19 protein-coding genes are annotated in these 18,120 nt (G+C 54.8%); 9 read left to right on the plus strand and 10 right to left on the minus strand.

Going from position 1 to position 18,120, the window contains the following annotated elements:
- The first annotated feature begins 106 nt into the window (after positions 1-106).
- Complete coding sequence (locus tag ABO_RS00095; RefSeq protein WP_011587316.1) at positions 107-832, plus strand: DUF1963 domain-containing protein; 726 nt, start codon at positions 107-109, stop codon at positions 830-832.
- Positions 833-848: 16 nt separating this feature from the next.
- Here ABO_RS00095 and ABO_RS00100 read toward each other — a convergent pair whose 3' ends face one another.
- Positions 849-1,757, minus strand: coding sequence for a helix-turn-helix domain-containing protein (locus tag ABO_RS00100; protein WP_041704529.1), 909 nt, complete (start codon positions 1,755-1,757; stop codon positions 849-851).
- 158 nt (positions 1,758-1,915) lie between these two features.
- Here ABO_RS00100 and ABO_RS00105 point away from each other — a divergent pair, with 158 nt between their 5' ends.
- The 3 genes from ABO_RS00105 to mmsB all read left to right on the plus strand — a co-directional run bounded on the left by ABO_RS00105 (position 1,916) and on the right by mmsB (position 5,718).
- Positions 1,916-3,415, plus strand: a complete 1,500-nt coding sequence (locus tag ABO_RS00105) for a CoA-acylating methylmalonate-semialdehyde dehydrogenase (RefSeq protein WP_011587318.1) — start codon at positions 1,916-1,918, stop codon at positions 3,413-3,415.
- A 141-nt stretch (positions 3,416-3,556) separates the two neighbouring features.
- The gene (locus tag ABO_RS00110) at positions 3,557-4,708 is read left to right on the plus strand and encodes an acyl-CoA dehydrogenase family protein (protein ID WP_011587319.1); all 1,152 of its coding nucleotides are present in this window, start codon (positions 3,557-3,559) and stop codon (positions 4,706-4,708) included.
- A 119-nt stretch (positions 4,709-4,827) separates the two neighbouring features.
- Positions 4,828-5,718 (plus strand): 3-hydroxyisobutyrate dehydrogenase, encoded by an 891-nt coding sequence (gene mmsB, locus ABO_RS00115; protein ID WP_011587320.1) that lies wholly within the window; start codon positions 4,828-4,830, stop codon positions 5,716-5,718.
- A gap of 38 nt (positions 5,719-5,756) precedes the next feature.
- Here the strand turns inward: mmsB and thpD are convergent, their stop codons facing one another.
- Complete coding sequence (gene thpD, locus ABO_RS00120; protein WP_011587321.1) at positions 5,757-6,689, minus strand: ectoine hydroxylase; 933 nt, start codon at positions 6,687-6,689, stop codon at positions 5,757-5,759.
- Between the two features lie 450 nt (positions 6,690-7,139).
- On the opposite strand from thpD, the gene ABO_RS14165 reads away from it, so the two are divergent.
- Positions 7,140-7,316: a DUF1328 domain-containing protein gene (locus tag ABO_RS14165; RefSeq protein WP_011587322.1), complete on the plus strand. Its 177-nt coding sequence runs from the start codon at positions 7,140-7,142 to the stop codon at positions 7,314-7,316.
- A gap of 149 nt (positions 7,317-7,465) precedes the next feature.
- On the opposite strand, the gene ABO_RS00130 is transcribed toward ABO_RS14165, so the two are convergent.
- The 3 genes from ABO_RS00130 to ABO_RS00140 form a co-directional block, all read right to left on the minus strand.
- Positions 7,466-8,326, minus strand: coding sequence for a pirin family protein (locus ABO_RS00130; RefSeq protein WP_011587323.1), 861 nt, complete (start codon positions 8,324-8,326; stop codon positions 7,466-7,468).
- 67 nt (positions 8,327-8,393) lie between these two features.
- The gene (locus ABO_RS00135) at positions 8,394-9,398 is read right to left on the minus strand and encodes a glutathione S-transferase family protein (RefSeq protein ID WP_011587324.1); all 1,005 of its coding nucleotides are present in this window, start codon (positions 9,396-9,398) and stop codon (positions 8,394-8,396) included.
- Positions 9,399-9,436: 38 nt separating this feature from the next.
- Complete coding sequence (locus ABO_RS00140; RefSeq protein ID WP_011587325.1) at positions 9,437-10,033, minus strand: FMN-dependent NADH-azoreductase; 597 nt, start codon at positions 10,031-10,033, stop codon at positions 9,437-9,439.
- Between the two features lie 129 nt (positions 10,034-10,162).
- On the opposite strand from ABO_RS00140, the gene ABO_RS00145 reads away from it, so the two are divergent.
- Positions 10,163-11,101, plus strand: a complete 939-nt coding sequence (locus ABO_RS00145; RefSeq protein ID WP_011587326.1) for a LysR family transcriptional regulator — start codon at positions 10,163-10,165, stop codon at positions 11,099-11,101.
- A gap of 30 nt (positions 11,102-11,131) precedes the next feature.
- Positions 11,132-11,659 carry a DUF4136 domain-containing protein gene (locus ABO_RS00150; RefSeq protein WP_011587327.1) on the plus strand — a complete coding sequence of 176 codons (528 nt, stop codon included), beginning with the start codon at positions 11,132-11,134 and terminating at the stop codon, positions 11,657-11,659.
- Here the strand turns inward: ABO_RS00150 and ABO_RS00155 are convergent.
- Together ABO_RS00155 and ABO_RS00160 are read right to left on the minus strand one after the other, a co-directional pair.
- A complete protein-coding gene (locus tag ABO_RS00155) occupies positions 11,643-12,956 on the minus strand; it encodes an ATP-binding protein (RefSeq protein ID WP_011587328.1) in 1,314 nt (437 codons plus the stop codon). The two genes, ABO_RS00150 and ABO_RS00155, sit on opposite strands and share 17 nt — an antisense overlap.
- Complete coding sequence (locus ABO_RS00160; protein WP_011587329.1) at positions 12,953-13,615, minus strand: response regulator; 663 nt, start codon at positions 13,613-13,615, stop codon at positions 12,953-12,955. The genes ABO_RS00155 and ABO_RS00160 overlap by 4 nt, the downstream gene beginning before the upstream one ends.
- Before the next feature lie 111 nt (positions 13,616-13,726).
- On the opposite strand from ABO_RS00160, the gene ABO_RS00165 reads away from it, so the two are divergent.
- Both ABO_RS00165 and dsbG read left to right on the plus strand, forming a co-directional pair.
- Entirely contained in the window at positions 13,727-14,536 is an 810-nt protein-coding gene (locus ABO_RS00165) for a TlpA disulfide reductase family protein (protein WP_041704536.1), read from the plus strand.
- On the plus strand, positions 14,533-15,081 hold the full coding sequence (dsbG, locus tag ABO_RS00170; protein ID WP_011587331.1) for a thiol:disulfide interchange protein DsbG: 549 nt from the start codon (positions 14,533-14,535) through the stop codon (positions 15,079-15,081). Before ABO_RS00165 ends, dsbG begins: the two co-directional genes overlap by 4 nt.
- A gap of 100 nt (positions 15,082-15,181) precedes the next feature.
- Here dsbG and ABO_RS00175 read toward each other — a convergent pair whose 3' ends face one another.
- From ABO_RS00175 to pyrR, 3 genes are read right to left on the minus strand one after another with little or no spacing between them, the layout of a single operon-like run.
- Complete coding sequence (locus ABO_RS00175; RefSeq protein WP_046961592.1) at positions 15,182-16,474, minus strand: dihydroorotase; 1,293 nt, start codon at positions 16,472-16,474, stop codon at positions 15,182-15,184.
- Positions 16,461-17,474, minus strand: coding sequence for an aspartate carbamoyltransferase catalytic subunit (locus tag ABO_RS00180; RefSeq protein ID WP_011587333.1), 1,014 nt, complete (start codon positions 17,472-17,474; stop codon positions 16,461-16,463). Before ABO_RS00180 ends, ABO_RS00175 begins: the two co-directional genes overlap by 14 nt.
- Positions 17,475-17,476: 2 nt before the next feature.
- Complete coding sequence (gene pyrR, locus ABO_RS00185; protein WP_011587334.1) at positions 17,477-18,025, minus strand: bifunctional pyr operon transcriptional regulator/uracil phosphoribosyltransferase PyrR; 549 nt, start codon at positions 18,023-18,025, stop codon at positions 17,477-17,479.
- Positions 18,026-18,120: the final 95 nt, after the last annotated feature.

Raw genomic sequence — 18,120 nt, forward strand, 5'->3', positions numbered from 1 at the left:
ACGCCGCTGAGTCGGTAAAATCGCCCTGATAGCGGGTAAGTGAAGTTCATTCATTGCGTCCACATTGGGTGGAGGTGAGCATGATACGATCATACGAGGGCGTGTCATGTTACCCGAAGAAATCAAACACAAATTGGCTATTTTGTCCCGTCCCGCCTGGCGCCCTCGAGTGGGGCCGGCGGTGCCAGGTGCGCGCTCCAAATTTGGCGGCCTGCCGCTGCTGAAAAAGGACGAAGCTTGGCCATGCTGCGGCCACTGCCACCAGCCTATGCAGTTGTTTGTGCAGCTTGATTCGCTGGATTTGCCGGTCGAGGCCCGCAGCGCATTCGGTGATGGTGTGTTGCAGGTGTTTTACTGTACTAACGGGGAGGAAGATTGCGAGGTACTGGGGCATGCGCACCTGCCATTCTCTGATGTCACGTTGGTGCGAGTCATTCCCCGCCAGCAAGCCGATGGTTTTGATGCCCTACCGCAAGCCATTCCCGATGCGTTTGTTGAGCAAGCATTGACTGGCTGGCAGTGCATGACGGATTTTCCCGACCGGCAGGAAATGACTGCGATTAATGATGATGTTCCGGAAGCTATGCTCGCCTTACTTCAAGCTCACCGCCCTACTCCGCGTCCGGGTGACAAGTTTCTCGGTTGGCCTAACTGGGTAAGCGAGGTAAGTTACCCACTGTGTTCCTGTTGCGAAAAACCGATGAAATTTATTTTTCAGCTGGACTCCGCAGACACCCTTCCATTTTGGTTTGGTAATAGCGGTTGTGCCTATGTATTTCAGTGTGAAAGCAACCCAAAGGTATTAACTATGAGTTGGATAAGTCGACCATAGTTTCGAAAATTTTGAATTAATTTTTTCCCCTTTCTTTGCGGTATTTCTGCGGAGAAATACCCATCATTTTTTTGAAAAGACGAGAAAAATAATACGGATCGTCATGGCCCAGCTGCAGAGCAATAGTCGCTACGCTATCGTCGCTGATATCAAGAAGATAGCAGGCGTGGCTGACTTTAATGCGCTGGAATGCCTGCATGGGGGTTTGTCCAGTCTGGCGTTTGTACTCGCGAATAAAATGGTAACGGGACAAATCGCTAGTGGCGGTAATTAAGTCGTCTAGGCTGAGTCGCCGGTCGATCGCCGTTTGCAGATAACTGTTTACTCGGGTTACATCTAGAGTGGCATGGCGGACCTGGTGCTGGCGGCGCATCAAGGAGGCGTAGGCAAGCAGGCTACGCAACAGATTGGCCGCATAAACAAGATGCTCGGGTTGCGCGTTGGTGGCAGCCGCCATCAACGCTTGAAAATCTTCCGCTAGACGTGAATGTACGCCGACCCTAACCCTGCGAATGCCTCCGTCAGGTTGGCCGGCAATCTCGTCGAAATACCGTTGAACCTCATGCCCACCCAGGTGCACCCAGTAAATACTCCAGGGTTGCTGTGGATTGGCGTGGTAACGGTGAGAAAAGCCCGCGGGTAACAGCAATAGATCACCGGCCTCAACAGGTTGGCTTTGGCCCCCGTAAGCCAGTTCTCCAGCACCGGACACACAATAAATTAGTAGATTATCTGCGGGTCGCTGGCGTTCCATTCGATGCCCGCTGGCCTGGGGATAAAAGCCCACCCCGTGGGGCATACAGCCGGAACAAAGCGGATGATCGCGGACGCTGGAAAGCACCGAAGGCGGAATGACCGTACGCTGTCCTCTGGCAGGTAATGGCCAGTGAGAAGTTTTGGTAGTAGGTTGTTCTACGATTTCCATAAACAGCAATATAGTCTATCTCTAGTCAAATGTGGCTATCTGCATGACAGACTAGCTGTGCTAAAACTGGAATCATGCTTTAACGCAGACATGCTTCACGCTGGCGCCCCCAGCTCTGAGCCCGATAACCTGGACCCCGAAAAGAATGGAGACCCCCGATGGCCCACCAATTACCTTTGCTGATTAATGGCGAATTTGTTGCCAGCCAAACTGACCAGTGGATTGCGGTAACCAACCCGGCCACCCAGCAGACGCTGTGCGAAGCCCCGGCGGCCACCGCCGAGGAAATGGAGCAGGCCATTGCGGCGGGCAAGGCGGCCTTCCAAACCTGGAAAGAGGTGCCGGTGTCGGAGCGAGCGCGCTTGATGCTGCGCTATCAGGCGCTGCTGAAAGAACATCACGATGAGATTGCCGAGATTCTCAGCCAGGAAACCGGCAAAACCTTTGAGGATGCCAAGGGCGACGTTTGGCGTGGCATCGAGGTTGCAGAACAGGCCGCTAACATCGCGTCGTTGATGATGGGCGAAACCGTGGAGAACGTGGCGCGTAGCATCGATACCCACTCCTGGACCCAGCCTTTGGGAGTATGCGCGGGGATTACCCCGTTCAACTTCCCGGCCATGATTCCCCTATGGATGTTCCCACTGGCCATCGCCGCCGGTAATACCTTTGTGCTCAAGCCTTCCGAGCAAGATCCGATGACGCCGAATCGACTGGCAGAGTTATTTCAAGAGGCTGGCGCAGCGCCAGGCTTGTTACAGGTGGTGCACGGCGGTAAGGAGCAGGTCGATACGTTGCTTAGGCATCCTGATATTAAAGCGGTATCGTTCGTGGGTTCCGTGCCGGTGGGGCAGCACGTGTACCGCACCGCAACCGACAACATGAAGCGCGCGCAGTGCTTCGCCGGCGCTAAAAATCACATGGTGATCATGCCGGATGCCAACAAGGAACAGGTTGTTAGTAGCCTGGTGGGTTCTTCTTGTGGGGCTGCGGGTCAGCGCTGCATGGCGATCAGTGTGGCGGTGTTCGTGGGCGATTCAAAAGCCTGGATCGATGAGCTGGCCAGCCAGTTTGCTCAAATTCGTCCGGGGGCATGGAATGACCCGGAAGCGGCCTATGGCCCGCAGATCAGCCCGGCCGCCAAACAGCGAGTGCTGAGCATGATTGAACAGGGCAAAAAAGAAGGCGCTACCTGTTTGCTGGATGGATCAGATTGCACCGTGGAAGGTCTGCCAGACGGTAACTGGGTTGGCCCAACGTTATTCACCGATGTGACTACCGACATGGCAATTTACCGCGAGGAAATTTTTGGCCCGGTGTTGTGCTGCGTTTGTGTGGACTCACTAGAAGAAGCCTTGGAGCTGGTTAACAGCAGTCCCTATGGCAATGGTACTTCCATTTTTACCGCCAACGGCGCTGCGGCACGTAAATATCAGCACCAAGTAGAAGTCGGGCAAGTGGGTATCAATGTGCCGATTCCTGTGCCGCTGCCCTTCTTCAGCTTCACGGGATGGAAGGGCTCTTTCTATGGTGATCAACACGCTTATGGCAAGCAAGGCGTGCGTTTTTATACGGAAACCAAGACGGTTACTAGCCGCTGGTTTGACTCCGATATCCCGGTTGCGGCGGGACCCAATATGAGCATCAACTTGAAGTAAAAGATTGAAAATATCGGGCGTTTATTTGAAAACGTAATGAAGATTTCTAATGAAAAATTGTTTTCTGAAAAACGCCCGTGTTATTGAACGCTCAACTAACGTGTTGAGTATGAGTTATAGAAAATAACGGCGAGAAAAACTGTGGATTTTTCTTTTACTGAAGAGCAGCAAGCGTTCCGCGAAACGGCGAGACAATTTTCTGAAAAAGAATTCTCTCCCTATGCCGCCGAATGGGATGCAAAAAGCTATTTTCCAAAGGACGCCATTCGTAAAGCGGGAGAGTTAGGTTTTTGCGCTCTCTATTGTGATGAAGAGCATGGTGGCATGGGTTTGTCCCGTCTCGATGCTGCATTGATTTTCGAACAATTGTCACAAGGGTGTACTTCGACTACGGCCTTTATCACCATTCATAACATGGCTACCTGGATGTTGACCCGCTTCGGTAACGATGCGACACGGTCGCGCTGGGCCGAAGCCCTAATGAGTGGCGAAAAGCTGGCTTCCTATTGCCTCACTGAACCGAATGCAGGTTCGGACGCTGCGGGACTTTCGACTACGGCAAAAAAGGATAACGGCGACTATGTATTGAATGGTGCCAAGGCCTTTATTTCCGGCGCTGGAGATACCGATGTGCTGGTATTGATGGCGCGCACGGGTGGCCCTGGTGCTGGCGGAGTTTCCTGTTTTGCTGTGCCCGCAGATGCGCCAGGGGTTAGCTATGGCCGCAACGAGGCCAAGATGGGCTGGAAAAGTCAGCCCACCCGAGCGGTCATCCTGGAGGATGTGCGAATCCCGGCGGAGTGCCTGATCGGTGAAGAAGGGCAGGGCTTCAAGATTGCCATGGGCGGGTTGGATGGTGGCCGCATCAATATTGCCAGCTGTTCACTAGGTGCCGCTCAGGCAGCGCTACATCAGGCGCAGCAATATGTGCAGGAACGTAAACAATTTGGTCAGGCCATTAGCGATTTTCAGACGGTGCAATTCACCCTGGCAGACATGGCAACGGAACTGGTAGCGGCACAGCAGATGGTACGCCTGGCTGCCTGGAAACTGGATCAAAACCACAGCGATAAGAGCATGCTGTGCGCCATGGCCAAGCGGATGGCTACGGATCTGTGTTTCAACGTCTGCAACCACGCGTTGCAACTGCACGGGGGGTACGGCTATATCACTGAGTATCCGTTGGAGCGCTACCTGCGTGATGCGCGGGTGCATCAGATTCTGGAAGGCACCAATGAAATCATGCGCGTGATTATTGCGCGCAATGTGCTAAAAGATTTGTCGTTTCTTTAAGTAATCAATCACCGTAAGAGTGACTCTCCAGCTGCGAGCCAGCTGGTGAAAGCGGGGTTAGTTTCTTTGCGGCTCAAGCGACGCTCTTACCACTGCAACAAAACAAGGGAGAGATAACAATGAAAGTCGCATTCTTTGGTGTTGGCCATATGGGTGGGCCCATGGCGGCCAACCTGATTAAGGCTGGTCATCAGGTCACTGTCTTTGATCTGGTTCCAGAGCTGCTCAACGGTGCCGTGAAAGAAGGTGCGCAAGCGGCCAGTAGTGCAGCGCAAGCGGTGCAGGGAGCGGAGGTTGTTGTCAGCATGCTGCCCTCTGCCGGTGCCGTGCGCGGACTTTACCTGGGCGACGATGGCGTACTGCAACAGATTGATGAAAGCGCACTGATTATCGACTGTTCCACCATCGATGCGGATACTGCCCGTGACGTGGCAAGCATAGCCAAAGAGCAAGGCAGGGTGATGATTGATGCGCCTGTATCTGGCGGTGTGGGTGGAGCCAAGGCCGGGACGTTGACCTTTATCTGCGGTGGGCCGCAAGCGGCGGTGGATCGTGCTCGTCCGGTTTTAGAATGCATGGGTGCACAGGTATTTCGTGCCGGCGATAATGGCGCAGGTCAGTTAGCAAAAATCTGCAATAATATGTTGCTGGCCATCCATATGATCGGTACCGCAGAAGCGCTACAAATGGGCGTGGATCATGGGCTCGATCCAGCGGTGTTATCCGATATTATGAAAGCCAGCTCTGGTGATAACTGGTCACTGGATAAGTACAACCCCTGGCCCGGGGTGATGGAAAATGTGCCGTCGTCGAAAAATTATGAAGGCGGTTTCGCGGTAAAGCTTATGAACAAAGATCTGGGTTTGGCATTACAAGCCGGTCTCAGCAGCCAGTCCGCCACGCCCATGGGTAACTTGGCGAAAAGCCTATATGCCGCTCATGGTAATCACGGCTACTCAGATAAGGACTTTTCCAGTATCCAAGCTTTTTTTCAGCATAAAAACGACTGACTGGCTATGGGCCGCAGAGCTCCCACAGCCAGCGTTTTTTAATGATCGTTGGGCTGCCATAGTTGATTTGGTGTGTGGCATAGAAAACTTGGCCGAGGTTTCTTTGCCGCATACGGAGCCTGGCAGGCATTGTCCTGTCGGTTGAATACGAAGAAGACATTGCTACGTGGATCCGGTGCCATATTGGCATTAGAACCATGCAGCGTATTACAGTCGAACAACAGCAGGCTGCCCGCGGGGCCCGTGGGCGCCTCAATGCCGTTTCTATTGATCATTGCGCTCAGGGCATCTTCTGGCGGCACACCAATTTGCTGCTTCTTCAGCGACTGTTTGTGATGTTCGTCTGGCGTTTCTCCTATACAGGGAATGAAATGCTGATGGGATCTGGGAATCAGCATTAGTGGGCCATTGAACGTGTGGTTATCAGTAAGAATGATTGAGGCACTTACCGCGTGCATGGCTGGCATGCCGTCCTCGGCGTGCCAAGTTTCAAAGTCAGAATGCCAATTAAAGCCTTTACCTTTGAACCCTGGCTTATAGTTAATGCGTGATTGGTGAATATAATGTTCACCTCCCAATATCTGCTTCACCCGATCGGTTAGGCGTGGGTCACGGGCCAGTCTTTGGAAAGCGCGATGTAAAAAGTGTACCGCAAAGACAGAACGAATCTCCTGGCTGTCAGGTTCGGTAATTGTGAAAGAGCGATTTCGATAGTCATTACGATTGAGAAGCTCGCTCATGGCGTTAGAAAGCGCGTTCACTTCATCGCTGTGCAAAAAACCGCGTTCGAACAGAAAGCCGTTCTGCTCAAAGTTATCAAGTTGTGATTGGGAAAGCGGCCCAGGAAGATGGCGGCCTTTCACCGTATGCTCCTGACGCTTGTACCAAGGTTGGTCCGGGTGTTGATGTAACCGGGTGGGATAAGGATCGGTTTGTATCGATGCAGGGCAAGTTAGGTTCTGCGCTGACATCAAATCACCTCCGTCATTCTTTCAGAAATCAGCATTTACCTTGCGCTAAGGTTTCTTGTTTCTCCTATGTAAATTAAAGACCAATATGTGATTGGTCGGATAAGATGACGGTAAGGACGATGAAATGATTTTCAACCCTCATTTATTTCAGGTCCCAGCCGGTCATCATTATCGGTAGGTGGCGTTTACTTGCTCAAGCTACCATAGCTTGCCGGCACAACGGTTCATTATTAGCTTATGCAAACGCATAGCGGTCATGCTGCTCAATGATCTTCGGGGGGCTTTTCATCCATTCCTATAATAAATGTGTTGATGAGCATTCGGGCTATAACGATTAAAATGTCAAAGAAGATTAAATGTCTGAGTGGTTATGAGCCAAGCCAGTGCTCAGTTTGATACGGTGAAAGTGAAAGGTCGTACAACACACCAACCATGGATGAGGTATCAATTATGCTTGGATGGGCTCTCACATTTCTTGTCGTAGCAATTATTGCTGGCGTACTCGGCTTTGGTGGTATCGCTTCCGGCGCGGCATCCATTGCCAAAATTATTTTCTTTATCTTTCTGGCACTGCTGGTCATTAGCCTGGTCGTCAATGCGCTGAAAGGGCGTGGTCCGAAAGTGTGACAGCGTTATTACCAGTGGGTGAGGGCTGCGCCTATCACTCACTGGACATCGGCCTCTAGAAGTGAATAACTATGCGCTGTGGCACTCTTATAAGGCTTCGATTATAGAGTTGTTCACTAAGGTGACCGGTTATTGTCATAATCGCATCGCTATAACAACGACGACTGTGCTGTCAGCGTTCCATCACGGTAATCCCGCAGGGTTTGATTAATTTCACTTTGAGTGTTCATCACGAAGGGGCCATATTGCACTATCGGCTCCCCCAGCGGCTTGCCTGACAGCAATAACAGACGCGCCCCCCTTTTTCTTGCTACTAGCTTTACATTATCACCATCGGTCAAGGTGGCTAGATGATGGGTTTCCACGGTCTCTCCGCTCACCTCTATGCGACCTTCGAACAGATACACAAAGGCGTTATGGCCCCGCGCCAGTGGCACGGTAAGGTTTTCTCTCGGGCGTAGTACCACATCTAGATATAACGGGTTGGTTTGGCCGCCTTTCATCGGAGCACTGAGCGTTTGCTCGGCAATCGTCACTTCACCGGCAATGGCTTTGATCTGCCCACCACTGGCCAGATCCAACCGCGGCATCTCTGTATCAGCAATATCTCGATACGTTGCCGGCTTCATTTTTTCCGCTGCGGGCAAGTTAATCCACAGTTGAAAACCGCGTAACAAACCGTTTTCCTGTTGTGGCATTTCTTCATGGATAATACCGCTTCCAGCGGTCATCCATTGCACGCCACCCTGTTTGAGATCCCCTTCGTTTCCTAGGTGATCTCGGTGACGCATATGGCCTTCCACCAAATAGGTCACCGTTTCAAATCCCCGATGCGGATGCGGCGGAAAGCCGGCAATATAATCGTCGGGATTGTCGGAGGAAAACGCATCGAGCATCAGAAACGGGTCCAAACGCATGAGAGGGGTATATCCCAGTGCGCGCTTCAGCTTAACGCCAGCACCATCGGATGTATCCATTGCGCGAAACGTATTAAGAATGCTGCGTTCCATAAGAACCTCCTAAACTTAATGGCAGAAGCCGACATTTCGCCAAAACATCACCTTCGTCCCGCCGGTGTTAGACGTGGACAATCTCTCGCTTTCCCAACGGCTCGCGGCCGTGTGGCGAGTTCCAGTCCAGCTGCGGGCCGATGGAAATAATCCCATGGGGGTTGATAGTCGGGTGGCTGCGAAAATAGTGGTGACGAATATGTGCTAAGTTCACCGTTTCGGCCACGCCGGGAAGCTGATAAATGTCTTTTAGTAAGCCCTGTAAATTTGGATAATCGCTGATCCGTTGCCGGTCGCACTTGAAGTGCGTGACATACACCGGGTCAAAGCGAACCAGGGTGGTCCACAGCCGAATATCTGCTTCTGTTAAGGTATTGCCTACCAGGTAACGCTGTTTGCTCAACCGCTCCTCTAATACATCGAGTCGCTTGAATAAGGCCTCTACCGCATCGTCGTAGGCGTCCTGACGGGTAGCGAAACCGGCCTTGTATACGCCGTTGTTAACGTCGTGATAAATGCCTTCGTTGATCGTTTCGATATCTGCTTGTAATGCTTCAGGGTAGTAATCGCCCGCGGTAACGCCGAGCTCATCAAAACTGCTGTTAAGCATGCGGATAATATCGGCGGATTCATTGCTGACGATGGTTTCCTGTTGTGTATCCCAGAGTACGGGTACGGTCACCCGACCGGTATAATTGTGATCGGCCTTGAGGTACAACTCATACAGCTTTTTGAAACCATACAATGAATCTCCAGTGGCCCCGTCAAAGTCATCCCGTAGTTCCCAACCGCTCTCCAGCATGAGCGGATGAACCACAGACACACTAATATGTTGCTGCAAACCTTTCAGCGTGCGCATAAGCAGCGTGCGGTGGGCCCACGGGCAGGCATAGGAGACATAAAGATGGTAGCGACCGCTTTGCGCCTGAAAGCCGCCCTCACCACTGGGGCCTGCGCTGCCATCGGCGCTGATCCAGTTACGAAACTGACTCTGAGAGCGCTCGAAACGACCACCGGTACTTTGGGTGTCGTACCACTTATCTTGCCATCTTCCGTCGACTAACAATCCCATGATGCTCTCTCTCTACGTAAATGTGCTTTTGTCTTACCTCAAGTGCTTGCTAGTAGTTCAGAACGCGCCACAGCTAACGCTTTTTCTTTGACGTCGTCGCCCATGTTCAACCCTTCGGCGAATACAAACTCCACATCGGTGATGCCGATAAAACCGAAGAACAATTTGATATATGGAGTGACCGTATCGTTGCTGGTGCCGGCATAGATACCCCCTCTGGCTGCTAGTACCGTTACAGGTTTGTTTTCCAGCAAACCCTGTGGCCCCTTTTCGGTATAACGAAAGGTGATTCCGGCACGGGCTACGTGATCAATCCAACTCTTCAACTGGCTGGGAATGCCGAAGTTGTACATGGGAAGGCCCAGCACAATATGGTCTGCCGCCTTGATCTCATCAATCAGGGCCAAGGAAAACGCGTCGATCGCTTGCTGTTCGTCGGTGCGCTGCGTTGCCGAGGTGAAAAAGGCGCTAACGCGATTACCGTCTAGGTGAGGAATGGGATCTGTAGACAGGTCTCGTACGCGCACCGTAGCTTGCGGATGTTTGGCTTTCAGCGCATCTACCTGCGCATTAACCAGTGCGGAGGAATTACCGTTATCACCAAAGACGCTGCTTTTGATCACCAGAATGTTCATAACCCCAACTCCATTTATTGTGTGGCCGGCCCAGGTGGGCGACAGGATTGTTTCTATGGATCTATTGTGGTTTCAGTAAATACGATATAAAACGGGATAAACCTGCACATTTATCTCAGGAATTTCGATATGTCAGCCAAAATTACACTGGATCAGTGGCAGGCGTTGCTGGCTGTGGTGGATGAGGGAGGCTATGCCAGCGCTGCTGAGGCCCTGAATAAGAGCCAGTCGGCGATTAGCTATGCGGTGCAAAAGATAGAAACCGAGCTGGGAGTGCGCGCCTTCACTCTGGAAGGGCGACGCGCCAAGCTCACTGAAACCGGACAAATGCTGTACCGCCAAGCCAAAGTGCTGGTGGAGGAAGCTAACCGCCTAGAAAGCGCGGCCATTCAGCTCAGTCAGGGTTGGGAGCCGCTGGTACGGGTAACGGCCGACGGGTTATTTCCCCAGCATTGTATGTTGTCCGCGCTGGATGCTTTCGCTCAGCACAGCCCTCTGACACGGGTTGAATACAGTGAGACTATCCTGTCCGGCTCTGATGAAGCGCTGCTGCGCAAGGAGGCCGATGTGGTAGTAGGCGGACGTGTGCCACCAGGTTTTTTTGGCGACCCCCTGATGCGGGTACGTTTTCTGGCCGTGGCAGCTGCCGATCATCCATTGGCCCAGGCTAAGGAGCTGACCCATGAAGATCTTCGCCACCACCGCCAGATCGTGGTTCGTGATTCCGGCAGCCGACGTATTGATTCCGGTTGGCTCGGCGCAGAGCAGCGCTGGACCGTATCTCATGCCTCCACTCGAATGGCAGCAATTCGTCGCGGGCTGGGCTTTGCTTGGGTGCCGGAATCTGAAATGGGTGACGGCCTTGAGACCGGCGCCCTGAAGGTTCTGGCCTTGGATGAAGGAGTAGAGCGCATGATGGACTTGTACCTGATTTATGCTGATGGCCAATACGCAGGCCAAGCCGCCCGTTATCTTGGGGAGCGGATTCGAGATGCTGCTGCCTTGCCTTGTCCGGGGGTGACGGTTTCGGCTCGCTCACCCGCTAATGACGCGCAAAGCGTAAAATAGGGCGCACACGCCAAACGTGAGGAGACTGCCATGCAACGTTTAATGATTCCGAGATTTCTGGTGCTGGCCTCAGCCTTGTTGCTCAGTGCCTGCGTTAGCCCGGTGGTAATCGACAGCCAGCCGGACGCGAATCTTGCCCAATACCAGACTTACGCCTTTGTTTCCCAGGCTGAAGACGGTCCCCGCGAGCTGGATGATCAACGCACTCTGGCTGCGCTGGAAAAAGCGCTGGCGGCGGAGGGAATGACCGAGGTCGATGCAGACCAAGCGGATGTGCAGGTGAAATACTTTTTCAAGCGTGAGCAGCGCTTTGATGGTTCCTCCGTTCAATTTGGGTTTGGTTTTACCCGTAACAATGTGGGGTTGGGAGCCTCCACTCCCACAGAAGGCGAGATTAGCGACGAATACAAGCTGGTAGTGCAGTTGATTGATCCTCAGAACCGCAATGTAGTGTGGCAGGCAACCAGCCGTGACAAAATGCATGATGAGATGAGCAGTGAGCGTCGCAATACGTATATTCAAAAAGCGGTAGAGGAAATGTTCAAGCAGTATCCGTAAGCGGCCAACTCAAGGTGGCACAAAGCCCCCCGCCCGCGCGATTGTGCAGAGTAAGCTGCCCGCCGCTGCGGGCCATCACGGTGGCTACAATGGCTAGGCCTAGACCCGTTTGCCCTCGGTCCCCGCGGTGGCCCCGCGCGCAAACCACCGCTTGATTGTCACTGATTCCTGGACCTTGGTCCTCCACATGGATGTGCAGCTCACGGGTATTCGCCACTACGCGAATCCACACTTCCTTGCCCTTTGGTGTGTAACGCAACGCATTCTCCAGCAAGTTGCGTAATGCCAGGCTGGCCAGGGAGGGGGCTGCCAGTGTTATCCCGGCACACGCTTGGTCATCACGCTGCACGGCTTGCCGCTGCGGGTGTCCGGCCAGCTGGGCCAAACTTTCATCGATCACCTTTCTCACTAGGCGCGGCCGACTCTGTGGTAGTCCGTCTAGGCGGGCCAAGGCCAGCAACTGTTGCAGGTTATCCGCCATCCTTGAACTGGCGTTCTCCGCTGCCGTCAATGCCATCATGGCTGGTGCATCTGGAGCCATTTTTAAGCGGGCAACTTGTAACTGGGTTTTCAGTGCTGCCAGCGGCGTACGCAGCTCATGGGCTAGATCATCGGTTAGGCGGCGTTCGCGCAACAATGCCTGCCGGGCCTGGTCGGCCCAACCATCCAGCGCGGTTACCAATGGCATCAGTTCAGTTATCCCCGCCGCGCTGGACGCCACCCCGGATTTTGTCTGCACGGGCCGTGACTCAAATTCCTTGCGCATCGCATCCAAGGGTGCCAAGCCACGGCTCACAGCCCAGCGCACCGCCAACCAGGCGCCCAATAGTGCCAGCAACAGGCCTACCAGCAACGCCCAGGCTAGGGTCGACAACAGGGATTCACGCACCGCCATGGGTTCCGCTGTCGCCACCCGTATTTGCCCTTCGCTGACGGTATACACGCGCCAGCGCTCACCCTCCAGGGATCGTTCCGTAAAGCCGTCCTGAGCACTGGCAAGGTGAGCCGTTGGGGCTCCACCGGAGCGTGCCAAAATTTCGCCCCGTACATTCATCACCTGACAAAATAACCCGCTATTCACCGCGGCCTGCAACCCAGGGTTACCGGATAACACCGGTGCACTGGCATTGGCCATGGAAGCGACCATGCGTGCCGACGCTGCCAGACGTTGATCCAGTGCCGTTCCCAGATGCTGCTTGACGGTATTGTGTAACCACAATGCCAACAGCAACCAGACACTCAGCAAGCTGAGCGCCACCAGCCACAGCACCCGGGAACGTAATGAGCGTGCCATCATAGCGGCGCGCCTAACCGGTAACCGCCACCGCGTACGGTTTCCACAATGCGACTATCCAGTTTGCGGCGCAGGTTATGGATATGTACCGTCAAAGCGTTGCTCTCCACGCCGTCCATCCAGCCGTAAACACGGTCGGCCAATTGGTCCGCCGTGAGTAACCGACCCTGGCTTTGCAACAAAGCAAGCAACAACGCCATTTCCCGCCGTTGCAATTCCACTTCTTTATCCGCCAGCCAGACTTGCTGTCGGAACGGATCGACCCGTAGCCTGCCATGCTCAATAAACGGACGGGCTTGGCCCCGGGTACGACGCAATAGGGCCTGTAAGCGCGCTGCCAGCTCGCCCAAATCAAACGGCTTAATCAGGTAATCATCGGCGCCGCGCTGCAAGCCATCAATGCGGTCTTGCACGGCGTCTCGGGCGGTGAGGATCAATACCGGCACCGTCAGCCCAGCCTCACGCCATTGGCAAAGGGCTTCACTACCCTCTTGGTCGGGCAGTCCTAGATCTAGCACCAACGCATCAAAATCCACGCTTTTCCAAGCGGCCAGGCCGTCCCGCGCAAGCGTCACCCAGGCTACGGTAAATCCCATGGCTTGTAGACCGGCCTGAATACCGTCGCCTAACAGAGCATCATCTTCGATCAATAAAATATGCATGCCGTTCTGACCCGGTTAGGCTGCTCAAGTTGCAACCCAGTGTATGCTCCGCCAGTTAACTCACGGTTAATGGAGCCGGGTCACACTGGTGACTTCTTGATTGGAGATACCGTGGACACAGTCATTATTGGGCCTCTGGCCCTGCCGGCAGGCACCTTCGTGGTGCTGGTCGGGTTTTTCGCCGCTACCCTGGCTAGCCTGTGGTGGCAACGACGCGGCCAACGCATTGAAGCAACACTTTGGTTGATTGCGGTTACCGCCGTGTTTGGTGCCCGTCTGGCATTTGTGTTGCGCTACCACAACCAATATGAATCTTGGCTGGCCATGCTCGATATCCGTGACGGAGGCTGGTGGTGGCCCGGTGTACTACTGGCCCTGCCGGTGCTGGCCGTTAGCCTGTTCCGACACACCCGCGTTCGGGCTGCGCTGCTATCCACCTGTGCAGCCGCCATGCTCACCATGACGGTGACGCTTGCTGCTCTGCAGGCATTGTCGCCAACACCCAGCCCGCTACCTGACGTCACGCTGTATAACCTAGAAGGGGAGACCGCCACACTAAAATCGGCGGCTAACGGGGTAACACTGGTAAATCTGTGGGCGACCTGGTGCCCACCATGCCGACGGGAGATGCCGGTGCTTGAAAGCGCACAGCAACGTTACCCAGATGTCCGCTTCATTCTCGTCAATCAGGGTGAGAACCCGACTCAGGTTCGCCAGTATCTCACCGAAGAGCAGCTGCACTTTGAATACCTGCTACTGGACCCGCATACCGATTTGGGTCGCTATGCAGGCAACCGAGGGCTACCACTGACTCTGCTGTTCGACAATAAGGGGCAAGAAGTGGCGCGCCATTTTGGCCCCCTGTCCGACGCCAGCCTGCACCACTTTCTCAACCATAACCTTTCCGGAGACACCCCATGAGCAAAATAGTTGTCCTGCTGCTAACCCTGCTGGCTCCCCTTATTAGCCAAGCCGAAGCGGCTTCGATGGACAGCCTGCTGACCCAGCTAGAGGCCAGCAGCTGGGTGGCAGAAGGTGCGCAGGAGCCGCAGCGGGTCGCCTATCTATTCACAGATATGGCTTGCCCCTACTGCGCTCGATTATGGGAAAACATGCAGCCGATGATTAACGACGCCGATAATGTGCTGCAGGTCCGTCATATCATCGTCGGGCTGATCAACCCTAAACGCAGCTTCACGCAAGGCGCTGCAGTGCTGGGGGCTCCAGATCCGAGCGCTGCATTGGCAGAACACGAAGAGTATTATGATGACGGCGGTATTCGACCGCTGGAGCGAGTACCTGATGCCATTCGCAGCCAGATTCAAAGCAACACAGCGTTGATGATCGGGCTCGGCCTGCAAGGCACACCGACACTCATTTTCCAAGACAAGGAAGGGCGCTGGCGCGTGGCGCCAGGGATGATCGGCGAAGCCGACCTAAGACAGCAAGTGTTTCAGCTACATTAAACGAAACGCGAAATGTTCAACGTTGAAATGCGAACAAAGCGCAAAACGAGAGGCAAGGCTCTCGCTCGCGCTTTTTAACGTTCAATTTTGAGCGGGCGGCTCAATCCGATAACCAGCTTACTTTGCCCTGACATACCGTCAACTTCACGGTGCCCTTGAGCTGAGCATGGCGCCAAGGAGAATTGTTGCCGGCGGATAACCAATCTTCGCTGAGATCTTTTGCCGCGGTGGGGTCGAGCACACATAGGCTCGCCGGGCGGCCGGCTTCCAGCTGGCCGGCCTGAATACCGAGGCAGCGAGCGGGAGCGGCGGTGACGGCATCTAGCGCGCGCAGCAAGTCCAGCTTGCCCTCATCCACCAGTTGCAGCACTAACGACAGCAGCACATCTAGCCCGGCCATACCCGGCTTGGTGGTTGGGAAGGGGGCCGCCTTGCTGGAGGAACCAATGGGCGTGTGCTGAGAGCAGATAGCATCGATGGTGCCATCGGCCACCGCTTCCAGCAGTGCTTGCCGGTCCTCGGCACTGCGCAGCGGCGGGATCACGTGGCAATGGCTGTTGAAACCTTCCAGCGCCGATTCATCCAGCAACAAGTGCTGAATGCTCACATCTGCGGTCACCGGCAGGCCTCGCCGTTTGGCGGCTTTCAGCAGGCGCAAAGAATCGCGGCTGGAGATCTGTTGGAAATGTGCCCGCACTCCGGTGGCCTCCACCAACAACAGGTCGCGTGACAGGTCCACGCTTTCCGCCACGGCGGGAATGCCGGGCAGGCCGAGGCGGGTGGCCACCGGCCCTTCGTGGGCACAACCGCCGGCACTGAGCGCCGAATCCTGCGGCCGGAACATCACTGGCAAATCAAAGGTCGCCGCGTATTCCAAGCTGCGCTTGAGTACCAGCGCATTGGCCACCTTGCCACCGGCATTGCCCACCGCAATACAGCCGGCTCGGGCCAAGGTAGACATTTCTGCCAGTTGTTCGCCCAGCAGGCCCTGAGTCATGGCGGCGATGGGCATGATACGGGCAAACCCGGCCTGCCCGGCCTGTTCGCGGATCAATCGAACCACGGCGGTGGAATCCACCGGCCCACAATCAGGCTGGGCGGCCAAATGGGTAATGCCCCCCGCCGCCGCGGCACGGGTTTCACTGGCAATATCGCCGGTGCGACCACTGCCGGGCAGAGACAAATGCACGCAGGCATCCACTAGCCCCGGCAATACCCAGAGGCCATCGGCCTGGATAATATCGGCACCTGGTGCATCCAGGCTGGCACCGATGCGGGTCAAGCGACCGTTTTCGATCAGCAGGTCGGCCACGTCGTCGCGGCCACTGGCCGGATCAATCACCCGGCCTTTGCGGATCAGGATGTGGGCGCGTTTACGGTTAGCGCTGGCCATGGGCACCTCCCGCTGCGGACATGTCGCTATCCTGACCACTGATGGCCATGGACATGACCGCCATACGCACGGCGATGCCGAACGTCACTTGGTTGAGAATCACTGATCGAGGGCCATCCGCCACTTCCGACGCGATTTCCACGCCCCGGTTAATAGGCCCGGGGTGCATCACGATGGCGTCCTCTTTAGCAAATAGCAGCTTGTCGTTGTTAAGCCCGTAGAGCCGAAAAAACTCAGCTTCACTGGGCAGCAAGGCGGAATCCATACGCTCTTTTTGCAGACGCAGCATGATTACCACATCCACGTCTTTTAGGCCCTGAGCCATGTCGGTGAACACGGTTGCGCCGAGGGCTTCTGCATCTACCGGAAGTAATGTCTTCGGGCCGATCAGGCGTACTTCATCGGCGCCAAGAATATTCAATGCATGGACCTGGGAGCGGGCCACACGGGAATGGAGAATGTCACCAACGATGGCCACTTTCAGGCCCTCGAAGCCGCCCTTGTAGTGGCGAATGGTATACATGTCGAGCATCGCCTGAGTGGGGTGCGCATGGCGTCCGTCACCGGCATTGATCACCGCTACGTTGGGGGTTACTTCATTGGCGATGAAGAAAGGCGCTCCGGAATCCTGATGGCGCACTACGAACATGTCCGCCGCCATGGCTTCCAAATTACGCAGGGTATCGAGCAGGGTTTCGCCCTTGCTGGTCGCTGATTTGGCAATGTCCAGATTGAGCACATCCGCGCTCAGCCGCTGGGCCGCCAGCTCAAAGGTGCTGCGGGTGCGGGTACTGGATTCGAAGAACAGGTTCACCACGGTTTTGCCGCGTAACAGTGGGACCTTCTTGATTGCCCGGCCGCCCACATCCACAAAGCTTGCAGCCGTATCGAGAATATCTTCCAGCAGGGAGCGGGGCAGATGCTCAGTGGTGAGAAAATGGCGGAGCTTACCGCTGTCGGTAAGTTGTACTCGGGAGGATGGCGCAAGCGTCGGCGTCATTCTTATGACCTTGTCTCAGTATCGTCCTCAACAACCAGATTGCGAATTTCGGCAATCAATGGAGAGGGTCCGCGTAATTCTATCCGCTGATGGGGGGGTAATGCCAAAGTTTCCCCACAAATATCAGCACCAATCGGTAATTCCCGACGGCCGATGTCGAACAATACCACTAGGGATATGGACGCCGGGCGGCCAAAATCGAACAATTCGTTCATGGCCGCTCGAATGGTGCGGCCGGTCATTAGCACGTCATCCACCAGTAAAATGTGCTGGCCGTCCACATCGAAGGGCAGCTTGGATGGCGTTACCTTGGGTTTAAGGCCGCGGGTATCAAAGTCGTCTCGATAAAAAGCCGGGTTCAGTGAGCCCAGCGGTAACGCGGTCGGCAATCGCGCATTCAGAGCCTGCGCTACCCAGGCTCCCCCGGACTCAATTCCTACTAACAACGGTGCCTTGCCTGCAAACTGGTCATTGATGGCAGTAGCCATGGCATCCAGGTGTGTCTGCAATTGTTGCTCATCCCAGCTCAAGGCTGTTCTCCCACAATCCATAAACCGTAAGAGTAGCAGAAGGCTGGGCTGCTGAGGCAATCAACGGAACAGCTGATCAAATCGTTCAGTTTTTTGCGCTGTGTCGCAGCAAGCAA

Origin of the sequence: Alcanivorax borkumensis SK2 (assembly GCF_000009365.1) — a bacterium.
Taxonomy (GTDB): Bacteria; Pseudomonadota; Gammaproteobacteria; order Pseudomonadales; family Alcanivoracaceae; genus Alcanivorax; species Alcanivorax borkumensis.